The sequence below is a fragment of the Mycobacterium sp. HM-7 genome, assembly GCF_053852335.1.
Map to the genome: position 1 here is coordinate 3,854,734 of NZ_CM132657.1, position 22,141 is coordinate 3,876,874.

The window sequence follows — 22,141 nt, forward strand, 5'->3', positions numbered from 1 at the left end:
CAGAAGCTCACGCAGGCCGCAGATACCACGATGATCCGCCCGCCGGTAGATCCGCGCACTTTTCTCCGATCACCAGTGTGGCAAACGACACGCTTCGTAGAGATCAAGCCTAGGCGGCACGCGCGTGTGCGAGCAGGCAATCAGCAACGTTTCGGTACCACGCACATCAGCGAAGCCCTTCCCTGCGTCATTCTTCACGGCGATCGACGGATGCGTTGCCCGACAGCCGCAACCCGACGCCGTACCCGCGTGACCCGCGGTACATATTCGGCGGCCCGTCGGGCTCCGTCCAGAATCGTGGTCATCGGCTGCAGCGGGGCGGAAATGCGAACCGGCGTGCGACCGACCTGTGGCGGCTGGTCCCCTTCCCACCACACCGGCTCGGTGAGCCGCTGCACGAACGGCACCGAACTCTCGACCGACGCGTTGCCCCACTCGATCGCGCGATCGATGGCTTCCGGCGCGGCCGCCAACGTGACCGGCGACAACGTCGGGCTGAACCGGATGACGCGGTCGGCGAACGGCGCGTTGCGCACCATCTGCAGCTGCAATGCCTGCGTAATCGGCTGCAGCCAAAGATGTCTCGGATTCCATTGGGGGTGGAAGCAGTCCCAGCCGATATAGCACGCGTTCCGCGTGCCAAGGCGACCGTCCTGGATTCGCTTCCACGCCAGCTCGATTGGGACGTTACTGGCCGCGCCGCCGTCGACCAATGCGGCGACGTCCTTCTCCACGAGCAGCTGGTCGAGGAGGTCCCACATTCGCGGATCGCTGGACTCGTGGTGCAGAATGCCCGGGATTGCCGACGAAAAACTAGCGGCGTCAACGACATTGAAGTCAGCGGTGAGATCGTCGCCACCCAGCACGATGGGCTTGACGACGCGGGAGTCGATGAACGCGGCGACCTGCCACAGGCGGTTGACGACGCCTGGCGCGTACCCCAGTTTGAGGTGTTCGAGCGCCCGTACCCCCATCATCGTGAAGTGCGACGGATGAAACTGTCCGGGCAGCCGGTCGAACGACTGCTTCCGGACGCCTGCGACGACGGTCTCATACGGGATCGCCAAGTCCGTCAGCCGCATCGGCTCACCGTCTTCGCGCGTGAACATCTCCTTGGCGAACTCGTTGAACTGCAACGAGAACAGTCCGTTGAGCCCGTGGCGGCGCCGCGTTCTGGCCGGGGCCAGGACGCCGCGGTAGGTGACGGTCTTCGCCCACGCCACATAGTCCTCGATGGGCACGGGTAACGCGCGAGCCATCACACTGCCGACGATGGCGCCGAACGAGTTGGTGAGCATGTAAGCCGGCGGCAGGCCCGCTGCGAGCATGCGCTGCATACCGCCCAGGTAGACGTAGCCGGCACCGCCACCGCCGCCGAGGACCGCGACGTACGTCTTGTAGCCGAGTTCCGCGTCCAGTTCGGCCGCGGAGAAGTCGTTGCGGTGCCGCTCCAGGAGGACCGACCGTTCGTACTCCACGTCCTCGGCGAAGCTGAGGAGGACGGCTTTCGCGGCATCCAGTCGCTCCTGCGCGGTGGTGCGCCCACGGAGCGGGTTGTACAGCGCGTCGATCACGCGCTGCCGGAAGCCGGCGATCTCGTCACCGACCGTGACATCGCCGCGGCCGCGCGTACCGAACGGCCCAGCTGCGCCCGGTTCGAACACCGTCAACCGCGCGAAGCTCAAGAGATAGCGCAGGCGCCGGAACTGCTCGGGGCTCAGCGCGTCGGGGCAGTCGAGATCGGCGCGAACCAGTGCAGCTTCCATGTGCTGCAGCGCCAGGGTCGGGTTGCTGCCCGGAAGCCCTGGAGGTTCGACTACCGCTATTTCCGCCAGCTCAGTGGACAGCTCGCCGAACGGTACGAGCTCGGAATTCGCCATCCGATCATTCTTGGTCACGCGGCATCCAGCCGCGGCGGTTGGGTCGGATTGCCGGAACCGCCCGATACCGTCAACTCCGTTGCGGCTCGGCGAGCACGTCCGAGAGCCACTTGATCACAAGTTCGGGCTGCTCGTCGATGATGAAGTGACCGCAGTTGGGCACCTCGGTGATGTTCAGATCGTCGGCGTGATCCTTGAAGCCCTCCAGCAGCGACGGGTGCACTGCCACGTCGTCGAGACCGAACAGCACCCGCACCGGCATCGCGAGCTTCTGGTCGTCGTAGGGACCGCGCGCCAGTTTCGCGAACTCCTTGCCGACCATGGACCGGTAGATCTTCGAGCCCGCCACGCGACGGTCCCGGTCCCGGAAGCAGCTGCGGAAGAAGTCCACCGACTCCTGCGGCATGCCACTGCGGCGGATGAACCACCAGAGCGTCGGCGACAGGTGCGAGAGGGGTCCGACCGCGGGCGCGCCCACGACGAGTTGATACGCGAGCTTGTGGGCATGGCGGGCCACCCGGCCCGGCTCCTGCCACACCGGCGGGATGTTGAGGATCGCCAACCGCTTGACGCGCGTCGGCGCCTTCAGCGCCACCAGCTGCGCGGTCCAGCCACCCCAGTCATGGCCCACCAGTTCGAAAGACTCCAGCCCCAGCGCGGTCGCCGCGGCGAGCACATCGGAGGCGAATTGCTCCTTCTCGTAGCCCTTCGGAGTGACCTCGCTCCAGCCGGCGCCGCGCAGGTCCATGGCGTACACCCGGTAGCCGGTATCGGCCAGCGCCGGGATGATCTTGTGCCACATGAACCAGTTCTCCGGCCAGCCGTGCAGCAGCACGACCGGGCGCCCGCCCTCCGGTCCGGCCACGGCCACGTGGATCTTTACGTCGCCGGCCTGCACATATTCATGGGTCACGCCATCGACGGTCGGCATGCTGCGCTGAGTCATGCGGGGCATCTTACCGCGCGGTAAGTTCCGCCGACGAGAGCCGGCGCCGCGCGCGATGATCATGTAGCCGGCAACGCTCCGTCGGTGTCACCGGCTCACCGCCGTCACGACTGCGATCCCATCGCCCGTAGGACGGAATCAGGACATCATGGCGCTCGACCACAGTGCACACATGGAAAACCCGCCCCGACCGAAGTCGGGGCGGGTTTCAAACGGGGACCCAACAGAACAACTATCGACTCGGTTGGGACCGATCCGGCGGATGATCCAGCAGTACGGACTGATGCCAGGCCCAGCCAACTGCCGCCATCCGCTGCTCGATATCGCGGCGTGCGCTCAGTTTGCGCAGTGGATATGGAACTTCTCCCAGCCGTTGGCCACCGTCGCATCGGAATGGATGACGTCAGCGGTCCGTCCGCCACCGCCCACGGCGGTGAGGAAGTGCCCGTCGATGGTGCCGATCGAATACATGACCTGGCCGCCCGAAGCCGATGGAATCTTTGTGACAGTGAACTTCTCCCAACCCCGCAACTGCGTGGCATCGGAGTGGATGACGTCGGTGGTCCGTCCGCCGCCGCCCACGGCAGTGAGGTAATGCCCATCAAAGGCCCGGATGCCGTAGTGGGTTCCGTCGCCGGCGTCCACGAGCGTGAAGGTCTCCCATGACCCGACCCGCACGGCATCTGTGTGGATTACGTCGAACGGTGGTTGGCCGAGTCCCGTCAACCCGCCGCTGTTGACTGCCGTCACATAGTGCCCATCGGCGGTCGTGAACGTGCAGTTGGTCTTCGTCGGTGTGGCCGCCGAGGCCACACCGGACAGGCTCACGGCCACGGCGGCCATGGCAGCGATCGCCGAAACGCCGGCGACGGCGAGTCGTCGGCCCTGCTTTCGCGCAGACGTCGGTTCCGCCGCGGACGCAGATGAGACGCTGTCAGTCGGCTGCTGGGGGTTGACGTTATTGATCATCAATGTGCTCCTTCGATGTGATCGGAGTCCTGGTTGGGCACCTGGACACAGGTAGGAGCACCAAGCCCCGTAAAAGGGGACACTTTTCTCGAATCGATCTTCGAGGGCCCGCAGCCCATCGAGTTCGGCGACCGCCCGCACACCAGACGCGACTTGTCCGTCGGCAAGAAAAAACCCGCCCCGACCGAAGTCAGAACGGGTTTACTTGTGGAGCTAAGGGGACTCGAACCCCTGACCCCCACACTGCCAGTGTGGTGCGCTACCAGCTGCGCCATAGCCCCTTAAGTGGTGCCTGATGAAGCTACACCACCGGTCCCATCGGGAACAAAACGGCAGGTCAGAGTGACCCCTCCATCGGCTCGTGGCCCAGTGGACAGATCGGCGTCTCCTCGTCGTCACCGGAATGACGGGTTTCCGGGGCCAGCAACCAGCCCACCGCGGCCGCCAGCAGGATCACCCCGCCGACGCTGAATGCAGCGGTGAACGACACGTGCTGGGCGATCTGCCCGGCGACCAGCGAGCCGACTATCGTGCCCAGGTCGGACATCATCTGGAACGTCGCCACCGCGGTGCCGCCCCGAGCCTGGTTGCCGATGATGTCCGCAACGGCGGCCTGCTGCGGCGAGATGAAGATGCCGCTCGCCGCGCCGGTCACGAATGCGATCGCCAGAAACACCGGCAGCGACGTGGTCCAGCCGAGCAGCACCGTCGAAACCGACGACACCGCCAGCCCGACGATCATCAACTTGCGCCGGCCGACCCGGTCGGACAGGTGCCCACTGGGGATCACGGCACATACGTTGCCGACCGCGAACATGGCCAGCACCAGACCTGCCATGCCCGCACTGCGATGCAGCACGTCGACGACGAACAGCGGAACCAGCGCCACGCGCAGGCCCAGTGCCGCCCATCCGGCCGCCAGGTTCGACAGCAGCGCGGCCTGGTAGGCACGGTTGCGCAGCACGGTCCGTACCGACACCGTGGGCCCGGTTGCCTCCTCCCGAGCGGCCAGCGGCGAGTGCCGCAGACTGACGAACACGACGGCCGCGGCGACCGTCAGCGCCACCCCGTAGATGCCGAACGGCACAGATAGACCCAGGCCGGCGGTCAGGCTGCCCAGTACCGGCCCGGCGACACCGCCGATCATGAACGCGCTGGAGAACAGCCCGGCCACCCGGCCGCGGGCGTCGAACGGCGACAACCGGATCATCAGCGCCAGGGACGACACCGTGAACATGGTCGAGCCGGCACCGCCCAGCGACCGGAACAGCAGCAGCTGCCAATACGTCTGGGCGAACGCGCAGGCCAGCGTCGACACCGCGACGATCAGCAGACCGGTGAGATAGACGCGTCGCTCGCCGAGTTTCTGTACCAGCAGTCCGCTCGGCGGTGCGAAGACCAGGCGCATTGCGGCGAACGCGGTGATGACAAACGTCGCTGCGCCGATGCTGACACCGAAGTTGCGGGCGTACGCCGGCAAGACTGGGGCCACCACGCCATAACCGAGTGCGATGACGACGTTGGCGCCGGCCAGGACCCAGATCTCGGTGGGAAGCCGAGTCGGGCGACGACCGTCTTCGGTGACAGCACTCACGCTATGACTGTATTAGTCGCGTGCCACCGTCACGGCCGAGTCCCGTTGCGGCCGTCCCCGTGCGGCAGTTGCTACTGCGCGCCTCGCGTCACCGGACCCCCAGGGACCTTCGACGGGGCAACCGGCGGCGCCGGTGTCAACTCGTCTGTCGCCATGCCCGGATCGCGATGTGCCACACACCAGCAAACCGGCGGAATCCCCTGGCACACCGGATCTTCCCAGGGCATGCAGTACCACGGCGCCGGGAGGGCAGGGAAGGCGACGATGACGCTCAGGCCGGTGATCAGGCCCGCACGGGTGAGTGTCGGAACAGCAGTGGTAGTACTCACGATTGCTCCTCTCGCAAATGAAGCCTCGTGGTAGCCACAACTCTAGGCCCGCCAAAGCGATGCCGCAGCAACATGGCAGCAAAACCGCCAGAACCTGAAATCCGGGGATCGACCGGGGAGCAACGTGCAGTTTCGTTAGCTCAGCAAAGCTATTACGCGATGACGGTATTCACCACTTCCCGCGCGGCAGCCTGGACCTGCGCCAGGTGTTCCGGACCCTTGAACGACTCGGCGTAAATCTTGTAGACGTCCTCGGTGCCCGACGGCCTCGCGGCGAACCAGGCGCTCTCGGTGGTCACCTTCAGCCCGCCGAGCGGGGCCCCGTTGCCGGGCGCCGCCGTGAGCTTGGCGACGATCGGCTCGCCCGCCAGCTCGGTCGCGGTGACCTGCTCGGCCGACAGCTTCGACAACCGTGCTTTCTGTTCACGATTGGCCGGCGCGTCGATGCGGGCATAGGTCGGAGCGCCGTACTTCTCCGTCAGCTCGGTGTAGCGCTGCGACGGCGACTTACCGGTGACCGCGAGGATCTCCGAGGCCAGCAGCGCCAGGATGATGCCATCCTTGTCGGTGGTCCAGACGGACCCGTCCGTGCGCAGGAACGACGCACCGGCACTCTCCTCGCCACCGAATCCGATTGCGCCACTGATCAATCCGTCGACGAACCATTTGAATCCGACCGGCACCTCCACGAGTTGGCGCCCCAGCCCGGCCACCACGCGGTCGATGATCGATGAGCTGACCGCAGTCTTGCCGACCGCGGTGGATCCCGGCCAGCCGGCTCGATGCGTGTACAGGTAGTCGATGGCGACGGCGAGATAGTGATTCGGGTTGAGCAGCCCGCCGTCAGGCGTGACGATGCCGTGCCGGTCGGAGTCCGCGTCGTTGCCGGTGGCGATCTGATAGCGGTCCCGATTCGCGATCAGTGACGCCATGGCATTCGGCGAGCTGCAGTCCATCCGGATTTTGCCGTCGGTGTCGAGCGTCATGAACCGCCAGGTCGCGTCCACAAGCGGGTTGACCACAGTCAGGTCCAACTGGTGCCGCTCGGCGATGGCGGCCCAGTAGTCGACACTGGCCCCGCCGAGCGGGTCCGCGCCGATGCGTACCCCCTCAGCCCGAATGGCGTGCAGGTCAACCACATTCGGCAGGTCCTCCACGTAGGCATTCAAATAGTCATGCCGCTCCGTCGAGCCCAGTGCGCGCGCCAGGGGTATCCGCTTCACGTCGCGCAACCCGTCACGCAGAATCTCGTTGGCGCGCTTGGCAATGACGCTCGTCGCATCGGTATCGGCCGGGCCGCCGTTGGGCGGGTTGTATTTGAAACCCCCGTCGCGCGGCGGGTTGTGCGACGGGGTGACGACGATGCCATCGGCGAGGTCGCCTTCCCGGCCGCGATTGAAGGTCAGGATCGCGTGGCTGACTGCCGGTGTTGGTGTGTAGCGGTCGGCGGCGTCGATCATCGCGATGACCTCGTTGCCGGCCAGCACCTCCAGTGCCGTGACCCAGGCCGGCTCGGACAGGGCGTGGGTGTCGCGGCCGATGAACAGTGGTCCGGTGGTGCCCTGCGCGGCGCGGTACTCGACGATCGCCTGTGTGGTGGCCAGGATGTGCGGCTCGTTGAACGCCGCGTCCAGGCTCGACCCGCGATGCCCCGACGTGCCGAACACCACCTGCTGATCGACGTTCTCGGGGTCCGGCGCCACGGTGTAGTAGGCGGTGACCACATGGGCCACGTCGATCAGGTCGTCTGGCTGGGCCGGTTGGCCGGCGCGCGGGTTGGCCGTCATGGCCTCGATTCTGCTACCGGTTCTCCCCCGGTGTGCACCTGTCGGCGTTCGGCCACCATACTTTTGCTCTATGTTCGGCCACGACAACCGAGAATTGGCCGCCGTCTTCGTCGGGGGCGCCATCGGCACCGTCGCGCGCGCCGCCCTTGCCGTCTTCGCCGCACCCCACCCCGAGCACTGGCCCTGGCCCACATTCGTCGTCAACATCGTCGGTGCGTTCCTGCTCGGCTACTTTACGACCCGACTGCTGGAGCGGCTCCCGGTGTCGAGCTATCAGCGCCCTCTGCTCGGCACCGGCGTGTGCGGCGGCCTGACCACGTTCAGCACCATGCAGGTCGAGACCGTGCGGATGCTCGAGCACGGTGCCTACGGGCTGACGGCGGGCTACACGGCGGCCAGCATCGTCACCGGCCTGGCCGCGGTGTACCTGGCGACCGTCCTGGTCCGGCGGGTCCGGGTGCGGGCATGACGGCGGTCATCTGGCTGGGCGTCGCGCTCATCGGTGGCGCGGGGGCGGTGACGCGCTTCCTGGTGGACCGTGCGGTATCGAAACGCAAGAGCAGCAGCTTCCCGTACGGCACCTTCGCGGTGAACCTCAGCGGCGCCTGGCTGCTCGGCTTCTTCGGCGGGCTGGCATTGAGCCCGAATGTCGCCTTGCTGGCCGGTACCGCATTCGTCGGCGCGTACACGACGTTCTCGACATGGATGCTGGAAACTCAACGATTGGGCGAGGAACGACAGGTCTGGTTCGCACTGGCCAACATCGTGGCGAGTGTGGTGTTGGGCCTGGCCGCCGCGGCGCTGGGACTGTGGATGGGTGGGCTGCTGTGAGCGACTCCGCGGACTACCTGAAGCTCACCACGTATTTCGGTGAGCGGCAACGACATCAGGGCCGCTTCCTGACCGAGGAGCTGCTCGACCTCTATGCCGCAGAGAACGTCGCCACCAGCGTCGTGCTGCGCGGCATAGCCGGATTCGGGCCACGGCACCAGCTGCGCACCGACCAGACACTGAGTCAGTCCGAGGACCTGCCGGTAGCCATCGCCGCGGTGGACACCGCCGACAAGATCACCGGGCTGGCCGAGCACACCGTGGAGCTGACGACGCGGGGGCTGGTCACGCTCGAACGTGCCCGCCTGCTCACCACCGCAAGGGTCGGCGAGCACACCAAGCTCACCGTGTATGTCGGTCGTCAGCACCGCATCAATGGCCGACCGGCCCACATCGCGGTGTGCGATCTGCTCCACCGCAGCGGATTCGCCTGCGCCTCCGTCTTTCTCGGGGTCGACGGCACGGTCCGCGGCCGCCGGGAGCGGGCCCGCTTCCTGAACCGGAATAGGGAAGTTCCGGTCATGATCATCGCGATCGGCGACGGTGCCCGCGCTGTCGCGGTCCTGCCCGAACTCGAGCGGCTACTGCCCGACCCGTTGGTGACGGTCGAGCGGGCCGAGCTCTGCAAGCAGGCTGGGACGATGCTGGCCCGCCCCGGTGCGCTTCCGGCCCACGACGCCGACGGAACTCCGTTGTGGCAGAAGCTCATGGTGTACACCACCGAGGACACCTTGCACAGCGGCGAGCCGGTGCACCGCGAGATCGTGCGCCGGCTACGCGCCATCGAGGCCACTCGCGGCGTCACCGTCCTGCGCGGTATCTGGGGCTTCCATGACCGACGGACGCCGCATGGCGACAGGTTGTTTCAGCTCGGCCGTCAGGTCCCTGTCACGACCATCGTGGTCGACACCCCCGAAAACATCTCTACCGCTTTCGATCTCATCGATGAAGTGACGATCGACCACGGTGTGGTCACCTGCGAACGAGTGCCGGCGCTGGTCTCAATCGACAATGGAAACCGGGACGGTGGTACCAGTTTAGGCAACTTCCTTGGATAGAAGGTAAGCCTAGCCTAAACAGCTTCGGTCGACTACGGTCCCTCGACATGGAGTCAACAACTGAATCGGTAAGCACCGGCTTGGCCAAGATCATGCAGGACGACATGGGCGTGGACATCAAACGCGTCACCCGCGAATCACGGCTCATCGACGATGTCGGTTTGGACTCGGTGGCTTTCGCCGTCGGCATGGTCGCAATCGAAGATCGCTTCGGCGTCGCGCTTTCCGAGGAAGATCTGCTCAGCAGCGAAACCGTCGGCGACCTCGAAGACGCGATCGCCGCGAAACTTCCCAGCGCCCAACGCTCATGAGTCCCTCGAACCTCGCGTCTACCCTGTCGCAGGCGATGACCCGGTCCCCGCGCAACCTGGTGACCCTCGACCCGAAATCCGGTGACTGGCAGCGGCATCCCTGGCAGGAAGTGCACGCCCGCGCCGAGAACGTCGCCGCGCACGTCGACGGCCAAAGCCGCGTCGGCCTGGTCGGCGAGCCCACAGTGGAATTTCTGGCGGGCGTCTACGGCGCAATCTTTGCCGGCGCCGCCGTATCCATCCTGCCCGGACCGGTTCGCGGAGCCGACCCCGCCGCCTGGGCCGACGCCACCCTGAACAGGTTCGCCGGTATCGGCATCGGCACCGTGCTCAGCCACGGCAAGCATCTCGACCTGCTACGCACCGGAACCGGACCTGCGCAACTGCACGACGTCAATACCATTGCACACGAACAACGTTCGGCAACGTTCGCGCCGTCACGGATCGCCGACGTCGGCATCCTGCAGGGCACCGCGGGTTCGACCGGCACACCGCGCACCGCCCAAATCCCGGCGGACGCGGCGTTGGCGAACCTGCGTGGACTGGTCTCCCGGATCGGCGTCACCGACGCCGATCGTGGCCACTCGTGGCTGCCGATCTATCACGACATGGGCTTGGCGTTCATGCTCACCATGACGCTCGGCGGCGGCGAATTGTGGCAGGCACCCACCAGCGCGTTCTCCGCGTCACCGTTCCACTGGCTCAAGTGGTTGACCGAGAGCCGGGCAACCATGACCGCGGCCCCGAACATGGCCTTTGGTCTGCTCGGCAAGTACGCCCGCCGCGTCAGCGATGTCGACTTGGGCGCGCTGAGGTTCGCGCTCAACGGCGGTGAACCCGTCGACTGCGACGGCACAAATCGCTTCGCCACCGAGATGGCCCAGTTCGGCTTCGACGCGAACTCGCTCTGCCCGTCGTACGGCCTCGCCGAATCAACTTGCGCGGTAACCGTTCCCACCCCGGGCGGCGGACTGCGCTGCGACGACGTGACCGTGATCCTCGACGGCGACACCGTGGCGCGCAGGTACGCGGTGCTCGGCCGGCCGATCGACGGCATGGAAGTGCGCATTGCCCCCACCGCTGTGTCCCACGAGCTCGCGGGCCGTGATGTCGGCGAAGTGCAGGTGCGCGGCACCTCGATGATGGCCGGCTATCTCGGGCAGAACCCCGTCGATCGCGAAGAATGGTTCGCCACTGGCGATCTCGGCTACTTCACCGCGGACGGCCTGGTCGTGTGCGGCCGGATCAAGGAACTCATCACCGTGGCCGGACGCAACATCTTCCCCGCAGAGATCGAGCAGGTGGCCGCCCGCGCCGACGGAGTGCGCGAGGGTGCCGTCGTGGCTGTGGGCACCAAAGACACCGGCGCCCGGCAGGGTTTGGTGATCGCCGCGGAGTTCAAGGGGTACGACGAGTCGACCGCCCGCAGCCAAGTGGTGTCCCTGGTCGCCGCCGAGTGCGGCATCGTGCCGGCGGACGTGGTGTTCCTCGAACCGGGTTCACTGCCGCGAACCTCATCGGGGAAACTCCGGCGCCTCGAAGTCAGACGCACCCTGGAAACGGCGGGTTCGTGACCACCTTCGAGACGTGCGCCACCGAGAGTTATCGAGAACTACTGGACGAGGTATTCGACGACCGGGTCCGGCGATGGACGGCGGAAGCTGAAGAATCCGAACGCTTTCCGCGCAAGCTCATCGAATATCTGGGCCGGTCCGAGGTTTTCGCCACCAAGTGGGGCGAGAGCCAGCATCCCGATGTGGCGAAGGTGTTCGCGCTCGCCGGGGAATTGGGCAAACTCGGATCCGCGGGGATCGGCGTCGGGGTCAGCCTTCATGACTCGGCCATCGCAATCCTGCGCAGATTCGGCAAGTCCGATTATCTGCGCGATATCACCGAGCAGGCCATCCGGGGCGACGCCGTGTTGTGCATCGGCGCATCGGAAGAGTCCGGCGGCTCGGATCTGCAGATCGTGGAGACCGAAGTCGTCTCCGCACGTGGGGGTTTCGAGGTCCGCGGCATCAAGAAGTTCGTGTCCCTGTCCCCCATCGCCGACCACATCATGGTGGTCGCCCGAAGCGTCGACCACGATCGGCAGAGCCGTCACGGCAGCGTCGTGGTCGTCGCCGTGCCGACCGCGCAAGTCGAGGTGCGGACTCCCTATCGCAAGGTGGGCGCCGGTCCGCTCGATACCGCGGCAGTTCACATCGACACCTGGATTCCGGCGGAGGCACTGGTGGCGCGGGCGGGTACCGGGCTGGCCGCCATCTCCTGGGGCTTGGCGCAGGAGCGGCTGTCGATCGCCGGCCAGATCGAGGCCAATTGCCGCCGGATAATCGGAATCACGTTGGCCCGCATGATGAAACGCCGCCAGTTCGGCCATACTCTGTACGAGCATCAAGCGCTGCGGATGCGACTGGCCGACCTGCAGGCCCGGGTCGATCTGCTGCGCTACGGCCTGGCGGGGCTTGCCGCGCAGGGGCGCATGGATCTGCGCGCGGCCGCCGCCATCAAGGTCACCGCGGCACGGCTCGGCGTCGAGGTCGTCGACGAGTGCATGCACATCTTCGGGGGTGCCGGATACCTGGTGGACGAGACCCCGTTGGGCCGCTGGTGGCGCGACATGAAACTCGCGCGGGTCGGGGGCGGCACCGATGAGGTCCTCTGGGAACTCGTCGCGGCGGGAATGCGGCCCGATTACGAGGGGTACGACGCGGTGACGTCCTCACCCGTCATCGCTTGACCAGATTCACCAGGAATTCGATGGTGACGATCGGATCGACGGCGAGCAGTCCCACCGGCGGCGCCGGCGGGACGATGCCGTAATCGGCGAAGGTGACCGGGATTTGGCCCACGGCCACCACCCCGCCGCCCGTCCGCTGCACGTCCAGTCGCACCGCCACCTGGCGGCTGACGCCCTTGAGCGTGAGTTGCGCCGATACCTCCATTGTCATCGGCATGCCGTTGCCGGAGAGCGACGACAAATTGACCGGGTCGAGGACCGCGAGTTTGGCCGTCGGGAACCGTGCGGCATCCATCACGTCGGGGCCGCGGAACTTGTCATCGCGGCCGCGGTGCGGTGACTGCATCGTCCCGACGTCGATGACGAAGCTCGCCGCCTGCAGGGTGCCACCGGCAACAGTGGCGTCGCCCCTGACCGAGTTGGTCCGTCCGGTGACCGTCACCGTTTCCCAGAGCAGTTGTTGCCGGGCGCGGTAACCGGCCTGGGACCGGTCGGCCTCGTTATCGGGGCCTGCGGCAACGATCCATTTACCGTCGAGGTTCGTACTGGCCGGACTATGCGCCGACGGCAGCGTCAGGGCCGGAGCCGGTGCGCCTTCCATCTGAGTTCGGTAGAACCACGGTCCTGCGCACACCCCCACGACGGCGAGCACTGCCAGCAACAGCAGAAGCCTTTTTGCCACTCCCTCTATATACAGGGCGGGTCCGACCTCAGCCGGCTGGGCGCGCCAGCGCGTACAGCGCCATCCTGCGGTTTGCCATGTCGTGTTCACCGAGGAATTCGGCGCCACCGTGCTCGACCAGCCGTCGCGCACCGGTGTTGCGATGGTCGGGATCGAACATCACCCGACGGCACTCCGGCACGAGGTCGAACAGGCTCGCCAACACCTGGGGCATCAACAGCGGTCCCAGTCCTCGATTGACGAAACGTTCGTCTGCGATCGCGGCGTGGAGCCCGAGATCGTACGGGTCGGCGTCGTAACAAGGCGCGATGGAATCCTTCGCCGCCCAGTACAGCTCGAGGTAGCCCATCGCTTTGCCCTGGTAGCTCACCAGCAAGGGCCGCGAGTACTCGCCGTCGAGCTGCGCCTGCAGGTGCCGCCGCCACCACTGCGGCGGTCGGTCGTACTCCCAGGCCTCTGCCAGATGCGGCCGATTCATCCATTCGGACAGCATCTCGGCGTCGGCGTCGGCGTCCACGAAACGCACTGCCCACGGGGCTGCCAGCTGCGGAAGCGGTGGCGAGCCCACCGCTCGCACCTCAGCGGACAGCGACGTCAACTCGCGCGGCAGCGCCGGCCCCTGATCAATCTCGGTCATTTCAGCGGCGAGCCTACCCGATTTTGTTTAGGTTAGGTTTGCCTACATGAACAAGCGCGCCGGCGCGTCGGCGGCCGCATTGGCAGTCGACAATCCGGCACTCAACTCGACTCAGATGAGTTGCGGGCTGCTTGTTCAGGGGCTGTAACGCTCAGCCACAGAGGGTCGATAGAACTGCTAACGTAGTCATCAATCACTTTGGTCGCATCGGTTAGCTGGTGCGGGAGGGGAATACACAATGTCTTTCACCACTCGGATGATGGTCGGCGCGGGCTCGGCACTGGTCGCGGTCATGGCCAGCGGCGCAGTCGCCACCGCTCAGCCGGACCCCACCCCGATCATGTACTCGACCTGCACCTACCCGCAGGTGATCGCCGCTCTGACCGCCCTCGACCCGGGTGCTGCCGCCGAGCTGCAGGCAAACCCGATCGGCGTCGGTTACCTGCACCAGCTGATCGCCTCCGGTCCTCAGCAGCGTAAGGCCCTCATCACGCGGGCGTACAACACCCCGGGTGCCGCCGGCTACACCGACCTGGTGCTGAACGTCGCCAACACCTGCAACAACTTCTGATCAGAAGCCAAGACAACGCGGCTCGGTCCTTCGGGACCGAGCCGCGTTGTGCTTTTCCAGGTATTGGCGCCGATAGTCAGAATCCGCGGTTCGAACCCCGAACCGCGGCGACGGCGTCGTCCGGCCCGGAGAACTTCACCTGCGCAGGTCCGCGGCCGGCCGCGAACAGCAGCAGCTCGCCCGGCGCGCCGGTCACCGTCACCTCGGCGCCGCGACCGGCTGCGCCCAGCTGACGGCCGTCCGGGGTCACCAGCAGGATCCGTGCCGGCGGGTTCTTGATCCCCATGCGCGCCATGGTCGCCACCTGCCCCGCCAACGCGGACGCGAGCCGGTCGTCGAGTTCCCGCGGCTCCCAGGTGGGCTGAGCCCGGCGGACATCCTCGTTGTGGATGAACATCTCGGCGACGTTGACGAACGGGTCGAGCAGTTTGAACGGCGAGTACAGCGGCGGGCCCGCGGCGATCATGTCGACGAGCTTTTCCCAGTCGGTTGATGCGGTCACCTGCGCCTGGACTCGTTCCGTGTAGCCGGCCAGTTGCGACACCAGAATGCCCGGCGCCGCATCGAGCCGGCGTTCCCGCACCACGAGATGCGCGGCCAGATCACGGGAGGTCCACCCTTCACAGAGGGTCGGTGCGTCGGGTCCGTGCGCGCGCAGGGATTCGACGAGTGCGGCGCGTTCCCGCTGGGCGGCTGTCATGCGCTGAGTGTAGGTCTGGCGGGCTTTCGCAAGCACTGCGACGTGGGTCACGCCCGGCCGGCAAACGCCAGGTGAACGATCGCGACGTGGTTACAGATGGGTACCCATCCGCACAGCAGGGACCTCAACAGCCTCATTGATAACTATGGTCACAAAAGCCCCTCGCTGGCGTCCGAGCGCCGCCTGCCATCCGAAAGGTGTGACCGTGTCGCCGCGTCCTCGACTTGCATCGGTGGCTTTGACGGCCGCCGTCGTTCTCGGTGGAGCGGTCGGCGTCGCGCCGCCCCGCGCAGCCGCCGAACCCTGCACCGGCCCCAACGCGGGCGTACTGCCGCCGAACGGGGTGCCGTCGAGCGGCGTCATGCGGCCGCCGTCGGGCGGCCATCGACCGAGCAACGCGAACGACAAAGCTCCGCTGCCGACTCTCGGCAAGTTGTCCCGATCGCTGCTCAGCGTATTCACCCAGGGCACCGTCCAGCAGCAGGCCGGCGTGCTGCCCGGCCAGCCCCGGGTGCCGCAGCCGCCGGTCCAATCGCGCACGGCACAGCCCGCCCCTGCCGCAGCGCAGCCCCAGCCCGGAGCAGAGCCCGCGCCGCCCATCGACGCCGGTACCACGTCCCTGGTCGGCTGGGTGACCGGCGACCAGAGCGCAGGCGGCGACACCCTGCAACGCTTCGGCATCTCCGGCACCGACCTCGGCATCATGTGGGACAACGGCGACCCGGCGAACAACCAGGTGCTGATGATGTTCGGCGACACTTACGGCTACTGCGCCACCCCCAACCAGCAGTGGCGTTACAACACCATGTTCCGCACCAACGACCGCACGTTGTCGCACGGCATCCACATCCCGCCCGGCTCGGTGACCAACCCGTATTCGGGCGCACCCGAGTGGCAGCCGAACCTGGCCAAGCAGACCATCCCCACCATCCGCTGGGCACCCGTCGAAAAGGGCATCATCCCGACTTCCGGTGTCGCCGTGGGCAAGACGCAATACGCCAGCTTCATGTCGATCAAGAACTGGGACAGCGCCGGCGCCTGGACCACGAACTATTCGGCCATCGCCGTCTCCAACGACAACGGCCAGAACTGGGGCGTGTACCCCAGCAGCGTCCGGCCGATGGCGCCCGACAGCGTGTCCCGGGTGGCGTACCTGCCGGGCAACGAGAACTTCCAGCAAGGCGCGTTCCTGAAGGGCAGCGACGGCTACATCTACTCGTACGGAACCCCCTCTGGCCGGATTGGCAACGCCTACGTGTCCCGGGTGCCGCAGAACCTGTTGCCGGACATGAGTAAGTACGAGTACTGGAACAACGAGAGCCAGTCCTGGGTGCCCAACAACCCCAGTGCGGCCTCCCCGATCATTCCGGGTCCGGTCGGCGAAATGTCGGTGCAGTACAACACCTACCTCAAGCAGTACCTGGCGATGTATTGCAACAACCTGTCCGACGTGGTGATCCGCACTGCCCCGACACCGCAGGGACCTTGGGGCCCAGAGCAATTGGTCGTCTCGTCCATGCAGTTCCCCGGCGGCGTCTATGCGCCCTACCTGCACCCGTGGTCCAACGGCCGCGACCTCTACTTCACATTGTCGCTGTGGTCGGCGTACAACGTGATGCTGCTGCACACCGTACTGCCCTGAGCCAGTTGGGTTTTGACGTTCAGTCGAGAGTGGCCCAGAACTCGGTGAGAGCTGCCGCGCCGCGCGCCGGATCCTGCAGCATCCACCAGTGCCCGAGCCCGTCGAGCACCATGGTGCGCGCGCCCGCGCGTTCCGCTGCGCGGTAACGGATTTCGTCGGAGCCGATGTAGGGGTCGTCGGTGGCCAGCAGCGCAAGGCCCGGCCTGCATCGCAACTTCTCGAGGTCACGCCCGACCTCCGCCATCGCGGGTTGGCGCGCCGAGCGGTACAACGCCAGGATCGCCCGCCCCATCTCCGGACCTTGCGCGGTAGCGAGGGCCGTGGCGACACCCAGCGGCATGCCAAGTGCGACCATCTGCGCGGCGCGGTCGTCGACACTGCCGCCGAGCATCGTCTCGACCAACTGCTCACCCTCCCCCGGCGTCTGCCATACCTGAGCCAGGTCGTGCCAGACGTAGTCGGAGTCGAGTATCCCGACCACATCCGTCACCCAACTGCGGACGAGTTCAGGCCGGTGCATCACGGCAGTCAACACGTGGCCGCCGCCCCAATCGTGGCCGACCAGATCGACTGGCTCACCGATCGCCTCCAGCTCAGCCTCGAGCCAGTCCCGGTACGCGAGGTACGTCGCGGGGAAGTCGTCGGGCAATGGGGCGCCGAATCCCGGTGGCGACAACCGCACCACATCGTCCCGACCGAGCGCGTCGACCAGTGGACCCCAGATCGCATCGGTCTCCGGATTACCATGCACGAGAACGACAGTCATAGGGCCATCCTGGCACCGCGGCGGCGGTGACGCGGCCGCTTCCACGACGACCGAGGGACAAGTCGCATCACGACAAGAACTGCCGGCCTGAAGATGACCTAGGCCCGCGGCGGCGGGGTGGCCGTCGGGCCCAGCAGATCAGCGGTGCCGTTCGACGAGGTGCGTCGCCACCGCCCCTGCACCGGCAACTCGCGCAACGCCTCCCCGCCTACGGACCACCGTCGGGCCGCGAAGCGGACGACGGTGCGGATGTGGCGGTTCGTGTCCGAGTACCAACGCCATTCGTAGAGCTGGTCACCCTGCAGCCGATGCGCGAGTGACTCGGATTCGACGCCTTGCAGATAGGGCCGGACCCACGTCACCGTCACCCACGCCCGCTGCGCTACTTGCTCGGACAGTCGAAAGGTCCACTCGAGCGGAGCGTCACCGGCGATCATGGTGTGCCGCAATGGTGGTGGCGCCGGCGCTGTGCCCTGGACCCCGAACAGCGCCACCGCAACATTGTGAAAGACCGCCGGCCCGCCGGCCTCGAACCGCACGGCGTAGCCGTCGGCCGCGTCGCGGTTGACGGAGAATGCGGCCAGCCCACCGACGGCGACATAGCGCGCGAACACCAATCCGCTGACGACCATGACGACGCGGCGTACCGCGAGCAGCACGGTGAACGTCGCGACGGTCAGCGCTACGACACGCCACATCAGGTCCACCCGCACAGCGTGTCAGAGCGTCAACGGCACGTCAGGCAATTGCCGACGTGCCGCTCAATTGGGGCCCTTCGCCTTCTCCAGTTCGCGCAGCAGAGACAACGACAGGAAAGTCATCGGTCCCGCGTCCTTGAACCTGCTACCGACGTTGCCCGCGAGACCGCCTTCGACAGCGAGATCACTGATCAGGTCGAGTTTGAGCTGCGGGCTGCCCGCACTGAAGTCGAGGTCCGCCAGGTCGACCCACACGATGTTGGGCCGCGTGGTGGATTCGTAGACGTAACGCCGGTTGGTCAGGTCCATCACCACCTGCCAGATGGTCTGCGAGGCGTCGGGCTTGCCCGGATCCGGGATCCGGAAGGGCTGCGCGGCGTTGCGGATCACCGAGAACATGCTCGCGATCGCTTCGACCTGGCTCGACGGCGTGGGCAGGCGGTCAGCGTAGTAAGTGGCGCGTGCGAACCTGTCGGTGGCCAACGTGGAGCCCGGCAATGGCTCCGTGCCGCCGAGGCCCTCGAAGCTCTTGACCAGCTCGAGCTGCTGATCGAAGGTGGGCGAGTTCGTCATCACCCGAAAGTCCTTGCTGTGGTAGACCTTCGGCCGGCCGTCGAGGTACTCGATGATCGCCGAGTCGCCGGTGGCGTCGTCGAGGGCCAGATGAATGGTGGGCGGGTCGCCGCCGGTGGGGTCGTCCAGCTGGACCACCTGTACATCGGTCTCGCTGATCCACGCGACCGCGTCAGCCACCGTCGCGAAGTTGTCGAGGAAGTACTGCAGCCAGATCGCCTGACTCAGCTGAGTCCGCGTGGCATCCGGTGTGCCATAGGTCGATTCAGCCAGCCAGAGCACGTGCCCGGCCAGTCCGGCCTCGTTGATGCCGTCCACCGAGATGAGGTCGAAGGCGGCGGCGATCACGCTGCCGAACTTCGAGGTCCAGGCGAGCGTGCCGGTAACGCCGTCGTCGCGGGTCACGCCGCGCGGTTGCTTCCACAGGTTGGTCATGAGGTCGCGGTGAAAGTCCATGTTGCGGCCGACCAGAACCGCATCGCCGGCGTCAGGCCACATCACTCGTGTGCACACCGGAGCAAGCCTAACTTTTCGCACGCCAGCCGGCCGTCGAATTGTTTGCTATGAATTGCACCGCGCGAGTGGGATGCTCAACAGACAGCCGTTCCCCACAGGGAACTCGCAGCTGAACGCCTGGGTTAGGAGGTCATACCGCTCAGCGGATGGTTCGCGCCCATCGGTAGCTGCTCACCCCCAGATAGGAAGAACGATGAACATGTTGCGCACGACGACGGCCGTGCTGATTCCCGTCTTGCTACTGACGATGTCCTGTTCCTCGGGCGGCCAGAAAGCCGATCCTGCGTCGATGAACCCGACTCTGCGTTTCTACGAACACGACACCGGACAGACGAGCCTGGATCTGGGCGAGCCCGGAGAGGGCCCTGGCGATCAGTTCATCTTCTCCGGCGACGTGTTCGACTACAAAGGGGGCACGAAGCTCGGGCACACCGCGGGCCAGTGCACAACGATGAGCGGAGATGCCACGTCGGGTGACGTCTTCTGCACGGAGACGTTCACCCTTGAAGGGGGCCAGGTTTCGATCCAGGGCCTTGCCGACCGGGCCGCCCTGTTCGTCAAAGGCGATGCGGTGCCCATGTCAATCGTCGGCGGTACCGGGAAGTACAACAAGGCCCACGGCGACGGGACCGCGCAAGTGCCGCCCGATGTGCCCAATCAAACCGACGCCAACTACGTCCTCAACGTGGTGCTGGGCTAGCCACTACAGCCGCAACTAGCCCCAACGGTTCGCAAGCAACTTGAAACTCGGCATGTCTTCCAGAGACACCAGCGCCTCGTAGATGCGCTCATACCCGGTGCTGGCGATCCGCCACGACCCGTCTTCGTCCTTGCGGTAGGTGTCGGCGTAGTAACCCGAGCCACGGATCATCGCATGACCCGGCACGATCACCGTGTCCTCGAAGACCCACGAACCGTGCGCGGTTGTCTCCGAGTCGATCTCGATCTCGGGGTGGCTGGCGATGTGTGTGGTGATGATTCCGTTGTCGAGGTTCGTCCGCATGAAGTCGACGACGTCCGATCGCCCGGTGTAGTGCACCGGCTCGCCCATGGCATGCGTGCCGTAACGGGTCACGACATCTGCAGCGAGACAATCGCCGAAGCCGTCCCAATCCTTGAGGTCCAAGGTTCGGAAGTACCGGTATTTGAGTTGACGAATGTCTTCGATCGCCGCCGAGCTGCCCATCACGCGACACTAGAACACGTTTCAGTTCTTGTAAATGCATACCGAACAACATGGCCATTTCGGCACGACGGCACGCCTCACATCCGTGCCGGCACAAAGCGATTCCACGATCCCGATGTCGGCGAGTTGGTTCTGGCCTACGACGAACTCGCGATCACCGCTGAACCGGGTCACGTGCCGGTGGCCTACCCCGCAGGGCCTGGTTCCCGCCGGCAGAAAACTCCACTGCTGGCGTCGCCGGCGGCGACCCGGGTTTGACGTCATGCACGGAAAGCAATTGCCCGACCAGGGCATATTCTACCCTCCATCGAGATTAAACCATTGTCCCACAATCTATTTCATTCTCGACGAGGTAAGTGATCCGACCTATCATCGATGCCATGACACAGAAATTCGCGTCAGCCGACAAAGTCGATCTGTCGGAGCTGGTCGGCTTCATCCGAGACAGACACAAGATGATCTTGACGACGTTTCGTGCGGACGGGTCGCTGCAAAGCTCGCCTGTCACCGGCGGTTTGGATGCGTCTGGCCGAGTGGTCGTCGCCAGCTACCCGCAACGAGCCAAGTGCGTGAACATCCGCCGACGACCCACCGCCAGCGTGCTCGTACTCTCGGACGAATTCAATGGCGCCTACGTGCAGATCGATGGAGACGCGGAAGTCATCGATCTTCCCGATGCCGTCGAACTGCTCGTCGACTACTACCGGACGATCGCAGGCGAGCATCCGAACTGGTCCGAGTACCGCCAGGCGATGATCGACCAGGGAAAGTGCTTGATCCGGATCACGCCGCGCCGCTGGGGACCGCTGGCAACGGGCGGCTTCCCGCCACCACGCTGACCGTTGTTCGCGCCGTGACTCATCACCCCTGGCCCGAATGTCAGCAACGAATGGCTCGAGCCAGTGATCGACGAGGCGTACGGAAACTGCGGAAGCATGAGAAAACATGAGCCGACTTGCCGTTGGTCCAGGGCCGCCGGGGGCGGGTCCGTTTCGAGGTGCCGTGACGCCAGGGTTGATCTCAACCTTGGTTGAGGTTCTAGCGTGGAATACATGTCCTTCAAACCACACGAAATCGAATACATGAAGGCGGCAGACCTCGGGCGACTGGCCACGATCCGGCCCGACGGTACACCGCAGGTCAGCCCAGTGGGCTTCACCTACAACGAGGAACTGGGCACAATCGACATCTCGGGCTACAACATGGCCAAGAGTCAGAAGTTCCGCAACCTCGCCCAACACGACGAGGTGGCCTTCGTCGTTGACGACATCGCCTCGCGTGACCCATGGCGCGTACGTTGCCTGGAGATACGCGGCACCGCCCAGCAGGCCGTGACAGCGTCGGGACAACATGGCCCCGCAGGAGATGCCCTCGACTCCGAGATCATCCGCATCACGCCCCGTCGCATCATCAGCTTCGGCATCGACGACACCGATACCGAACCCCACCTGCTCAAAGCAGACAGCCGCAACGTCTGAGCCAGGGTCGGGTACGACGACCCGGCGGATAGGAAAAGGCCAGGGTGCATTTGCGCCCTGGCCTTCCTTCACTGCTTATTCAGTTGTGGAGCTGCCGGGAATTGAAGCCGCGAATAACGTTGGCTAGCAGCACTTTTCAGTTATGCGTCAACATGGCGCGACATGCGAAAACATGGGCTGGCGTGGGCGATCCGTTGACCTACGTCAACACGTCAACGGGCACCCGACCGAGGCCGAACGAACCGTC

25 protein-coding genes and 1 tRNA gene are annotated in these 22,141 nt (G+C 65.8%); 12 read left to right on the forward strand and 14 right to left on the reverse strand.

The features are described from left to right. Positions 1-194: 194 nt before the first annotated feature. The 7 genes from ACWW1C_RS18580 to pgm all read right to left on the reverse strand — a co-directional run bounded on the left by ACWW1C_RS18580 (position 195) and on the right by pgm (position 7,505). Positions 195-1,880: a patatin-like phospholipase family protein gene (locus ACWW1C_RS18580; RefSeq protein WP_455984350.1), complete on the reverse strand. Its 1,686-nt coding sequence runs from the start codon at positions 1,878-1,880 to the stop codon at positions 195-197. Between the two features lie 70 nt (positions 1,881-1,950). Beyond that, the gene (locus tag ACWW1C_RS18585; protein WP_455979757.1) at positions 1,951-2,826 is read right to left on the reverse strand and encodes an alpha/beta fold hydrolase; all 876 of its coding nucleotides are present in this window, start codon (positions 2,824-2,826) and stop codon (positions 1,951-1,953) included. Positions 2,827-3,162: 336 nt separating this feature from the next. Continuing rightward, on the reverse strand, positions 3,163-3,795 hold the full coding sequence (locus tag ACWW1C_RS18590) for a fascin domain-containing protein (protein WP_455979758.1): 633 nt from the start codon (positions 3,793-3,795) through the stop codon (positions 3,163-3,165). 208 nt (positions 3,796-4,003) lie between these two features. After that, positions 4,004-4,076 (reverse strand) — tRNA-Ala (locus tag ACWW1C_RS18595). A gap of 56 nt (positions 4,077-4,132) precedes the next feature. Further along, a complete protein-coding gene (locus tag ACWW1C_RS18600) occupies positions 4,133-5,389 on the reverse strand; it encodes an MFS transporter (RefSeq protein WP_455979759.1) in 1,257 nt (418 codons plus the stop codon). A gap of 71 nt (positions 5,390-5,460) precedes the next feature. Further along, the gene (locus ACWW1C_RS18605) at positions 5,461-5,718 is read right to left on the reverse strand and encodes a hypothetical protein (protein WP_455979760.1); all 258 of its coding nucleotides are present in this window, start codon (positions 5,716-5,718) and stop codon (positions 5,461-5,463) included. Between the two features lie 152 nt (positions 5,719-5,870). Then, entirely contained in the window at positions 5,871-7,505 is a 1,635-nt protein-coding gene (gene pgm / locus ACWW1C_RS18610; RefSeq protein ID WP_455979761.1) for a phosphoglucomutase (alpha-D-glucose-1,6-bisphosphate-dependent), read from the reverse strand. 70 nt (positions 7,506-7,575) lie between these two features. On the opposite strand from pgm, the gene crcB (ACWW1C_RS18615) reads away from it, so the two are divergent. From crcB (ACWW1C_RS18615) to mbtN, 6 genes are read left to right on the forward strand one after another with little or no spacing between them, the layout of a single operon-like run. Beyond that, entirely contained in the window at positions 7,576-7,974 is a 399-nt protein-coding gene (crcB, locus tag ACWW1C_RS18615; protein ID WP_455979762.1) for a fluoride efflux transporter CrcB, read from the forward strand. Then, positions 7,971-8,336 (forward strand): fluoride efflux transporter CrcB, encoded by a 366-nt coding sequence (gene crcB, locus ACWW1C_RS18620; RefSeq protein ID WP_455979763.1) that lies wholly within the window; start codon positions 7,971-7,973, stop codon positions 8,334-8,336. Before crcB (ACWW1C_RS18615) ends, crcB (ACWW1C_RS18620) begins: the two co-directional genes overlap by 4 nt. Continuing rightward, on the forward strand, positions 8,333-9,394 hold the full coding sequence (locus ACWW1C_RS18625) for a DUF190 domain-containing protein (RefSeq protein ID WP_455979764.1): 1,062 nt from the start codon (positions 8,333-8,335) through the stop codon (positions 9,392-9,394). Before crcB (ACWW1C_RS18620) ends, ACWW1C_RS18625 begins: the two co-directional genes overlap by 4 nt. Positions 9,395-9,441: 47 nt before the next feature. Further along, complete coding sequence (locus tag ACWW1C_RS18630) at positions 9,442-9,705, forward strand: acyl carrier protein (RefSeq protein ID WP_455979765.1); 264 nt, start codon at positions 9,442-9,444, stop codon at positions 9,703-9,705. Further along, positions 9,702-11,279: a long-chain-fatty acid--ACP ligase MbtM gene (gene mbtM, locus ACWW1C_RS18635; protein ID WP_455979766.1), complete on the forward strand. Its 1,578-nt coding sequence runs from the start codon at positions 9,702-9,704 to the stop codon at positions 11,277-11,279. Before ACWW1C_RS18630 ends, mbtM begins: the two co-directional genes overlap by 4 nt. Beyond that, a complete protein-coding gene (gene mbtN / locus ACWW1C_RS18640; protein ID WP_455979767.1) occupies positions 11,276-12,445 on the forward strand; it encodes a mycobactin biosynthesis acyl-ACP dehydrogenase MbtN in 1,170 nt (389 codons plus the stop codon). The genes mbtM and mbtN overlap by 4 nt, the downstream gene beginning before the upstream one ends. Here the strand turns inward: mbtN and ACWW1C_RS18645 are convergent. Continuing rightward, the gene (locus ACWW1C_RS18645) at positions 12,435-13,127 is read right to left on the reverse strand and encodes a YceI family protein (RefSeq protein ID WP_455979768.1); all 693 of its coding nucleotides are present in this window, start codon (positions 13,125-13,127) and stop codon (positions 12,435-12,437) included. The two genes, mbtN and ACWW1C_RS18645, sit on opposite strands and share 11 nt — an antisense overlap. Before the next feature lie 28 nt (positions 13,128-13,155). Then, positions 13,156-13,764, reverse strand: a complete 609-nt coding sequence (locus ACWW1C_RS18650; protein WP_455979769.1) for a GNAT family N-acetyltransferase — start codon at positions 13,762-13,764, stop codon at positions 13,156-13,158. Positions 13,765-14,002: 238 nt separating this feature from the next. Here ACWW1C_RS18650 and ACWW1C_RS18655 point away from each other — a divergent pair, with 238 nt between their 5' ends. Further along, positions 14,003-14,335, forward strand: coding sequence for a hemophore-related protein (locus tag ACWW1C_RS18655; RefSeq protein ID WP_071287112.1), 333 nt, complete (start codon positions 14,003-14,005; stop codon positions 14,333-14,335). Positions 14,336-14,411: 76 nt separating this feature from the next. Here ACWW1C_RS18655 and ACWW1C_RS18660 read toward each other — a convergent pair whose 3' ends face one another. Then, on the reverse strand, positions 14,412-15,035 hold the full coding sequence (locus tag ACWW1C_RS18660) for a TIGR03085 family metal-binding protein (protein ID WP_455979770.1): 624 nt from the start codon (positions 15,033-15,035) through the stop codon (positions 14,412-14,414). Between the two features lie 205 nt (positions 15,036-15,240). Here ACWW1C_RS18660 and ACWW1C_RS18665 point away from each other — a divergent pair, with 205 nt between their 5' ends. Beyond that, positions 15,241-16,677, forward strand: a complete 1,437-nt coding sequence (locus tag ACWW1C_RS18665; RefSeq protein WP_455979771.1) for a DUF4185 domain-containing protein — start codon at positions 15,241-15,243, stop codon at positions 16,675-16,677. Positions 16,678-16,696: 19 nt separating this feature from the next. On the opposite strand, the gene ACWW1C_RS18670 is transcribed toward ACWW1C_RS18665, so the two are convergent. The 3 genes from ACWW1C_RS18670 to ACWW1C_RS18680 form a co-directional block, all read right to left on the reverse strand. Beyond that, entirely contained in the window at positions 16,697-17,443 is a 747-nt protein-coding gene (locus tag ACWW1C_RS18670; protein ID WP_455979772.1) for an alpha/beta fold hydrolase, read from the reverse strand. Positions 17,444-17,541: 98 nt separating this feature from the next. Then, on the reverse strand, positions 17,542-18,141 hold the full coding sequence (locus tag ACWW1C_RS18675; protein ID WP_455979773.1) for a hypothetical protein: 600 nt from the start codon (positions 18,139-18,141) through the stop codon (positions 17,542-17,544). A gap of 63 nt (positions 18,142-18,204) precedes the next feature. Continuing rightward, entirely contained in the window at positions 18,205-19,227 is a 1,023-nt protein-coding gene (locus ACWW1C_RS18680) for a linear amide C-N hydrolase (RefSeq protein ID WP_455979774.1), read from the reverse strand. Positions 19,228-19,423: 196 nt separating this feature from the next. Here ACWW1C_RS18680 and ACWW1C_RS18685 point away from each other — a divergent pair, with 196 nt between their 5' ends. Further along, positions 19,424-19,930 carry an allene oxide cyclase barrel-like domain-containing protein gene (locus ACWW1C_RS18685; protein WP_455979775.1) on the forward strand — a complete coding sequence of 169 codons (507 nt, stop codon included), beginning with the start codon at positions 19,424-19,426 and terminating at the stop codon, positions 19,928-19,930. A gap of 15 nt (positions 19,931-19,945) precedes the next feature. On the opposite strand, the gene ACWW1C_RS18690 is transcribed toward ACWW1C_RS18685, so the two are convergent. Further along, a complete protein-coding gene (locus ACWW1C_RS18690) occupies positions 19,946-20,416 on the reverse strand; it encodes a nuclear transport factor 2 family protein (protein ID WP_455979776.1) in 471 nt (156 codons plus the stop codon). Here ACWW1C_RS18690 and ACWW1C_RS18695 point away from each other — a divergent pair. The 3 genes from ACWW1C_RS18695 to ACWW1C_RS18705 all read left to right on the forward strand — a co-directional run bounded on the left by ACWW1C_RS18695 (position 20,381) and on the right by ACWW1C_RS18705 (position 21,894). Continuing rightward, the gene (locus ACWW1C_RS18695) at positions 20,381-20,674 is read left to right on the forward strand and encodes an MmyB family transcriptional regulator (protein ID WP_455979777.1); all 294 of its coding nucleotides are present in this window, start codon (positions 20,381-20,383) and stop codon (positions 20,672-20,674) included. The two genes, ACWW1C_RS18690 and ACWW1C_RS18695, sit on opposite strands and share 36 nt — an antisense overlap. 122 nt (positions 20,675-20,796) lie before the next feature. Beyond that, entirely contained in the window at positions 20,797-21,255 is a 459-nt protein-coding gene (locus ACWW1C_RS18700; RefSeq protein WP_455979778.1) for a PPOX class F420-dependent oxidoreductase, read from the forward strand. 213 nt (positions 21,256-21,468) lie between these two features. Continuing rightward, positions 21,469-21,894, forward strand: a complete 426-nt coding sequence (locus tag ACWW1C_RS18705; protein ID WP_455979779.1) for a PPOX class F420-dependent oxidoreductase — start codon at positions 21,469-21,471, stop codon at positions 21,892-21,894. The last annotated feature ends 247 nt before the right edge of the window (positions 21,895-22,141 follow it).

Bases quoted from the DNA above. Each gene is read 5' to 3' on its own strand.
- ACWW1C_RS18580 (WP_455984350.1), bottom strand. From the start codon at position 1,880: ATGGCGAATTCCGAGCTCGTACCGTTCGGCGAGCTGTCCACTGAGCTG.
- ACWW1C_RS18585 (WP_455979757.1), bottom strand. From the start codon at position 2,826: ATGACTCAGCGCAGCATGCCGACCGTCGATGGCGTGACCCATGAATAT.
- ACWW1C_RS18590 (WP_455979758.1), bottom strand. From the start codon at position 3,795: ATGATCAATAACGTCAACCCCCAGCAGCCGACTGACAGCGTCTCATCT.
- pgm (WP_455979761.1), bottom strand. From the start codon at position 7,505: ATGACGGCCAACCCGCGCGCCGGCCAACCGGCCCAGCCAGACGACCTG.
- crcB (WP_455979762.1), top strand. From the start codon at position 7,576: ATGTTCGGCCACGACAACCGAGAATTGGCCGCCGTCTTCGTCGGGGGC.
- crcB (WP_455979763.1), top strand. From the start codon at position 7,971: ATGACGGCGGTCATCTGGCTGGGCGTCGCGCTCATCGGTGGCGCGGGG.
- ACWW1C_RS18630 (WP_455979765.1), top strand. From the start codon at position 9,442: ATGGAGTCAACAACTGAATCGGTAAGCACCGGCTTGGCCAAGATCATG.
- mbtM (WP_455979766.1), top strand. From the start codon at position 9,702: ATGAGTCCCTCGAACCTCGCGTCTACCCTGTCGCAGGCGATGACCCGG.
- ACWW1C_RS18650 (WP_455979769.1), bottom strand. From the start codon at position 13,764: ATGACCGAGATTGATCAGGGGCCGGCGCTGCCGCGCGAGTTGACGTCG.
- ACWW1C_RS18655 (WP_071287112.1), top strand. From the start codon at position 14,003: ATGTCTTTCACCACTCGGATGATGGTCGGCGCGGGCTCGGCACTGGTC.
- ACWW1C_RS18660 (WP_455979770.1), bottom strand. From the start codon at position 15,035: ATGACAGCCGCCCAGCGGGAACGCGCCGCACTCGTCGAATCCCTGCGC.
- ACWW1C_RS18670 (WP_455979772.1), bottom strand. From the start codon at position 17,443: ATGACTGTCGTTCTCGTGCATGGTAATCCGGAGACCGATGCGATCTGG.
- ACWW1C_RS18675 (WP_455979773.1), bottom strand. From the start codon at position 18,141: ATGTGGCGTGTCGTAGCGCTGACCGTCGCGACGTTCACCGTGCTGCTC.
- ACWW1C_RS18685 (WP_455979775.1), top strand. From the start codon at position 19,424: ATGAACATGTTGCGCACGACGACGGCCGTGCTGATTCCCGTCTTGCTA.
- ACWW1C_RS18690 (WP_455979776.1), bottom strand. From the start codon at position 20,416: ATGGGCAGCTCGGCGGCGATCGAAGACATTCGTCAACTCAAATACCGG.
- ACWW1C_RS18700 (WP_455979778.1), top strand. From the start codon at position 20,797: ATGACACAGAAATTCGCGTCAGCCGACAAAGTCGATCTGTCGGAGCTG.
- ACWW1C_RS18705 (WP_455979779.1), top strand. From the start codon at position 21,469: ATGTCCTTCAAACCACACGAAATCGAATACATGAAGGCGGCAGACCTC.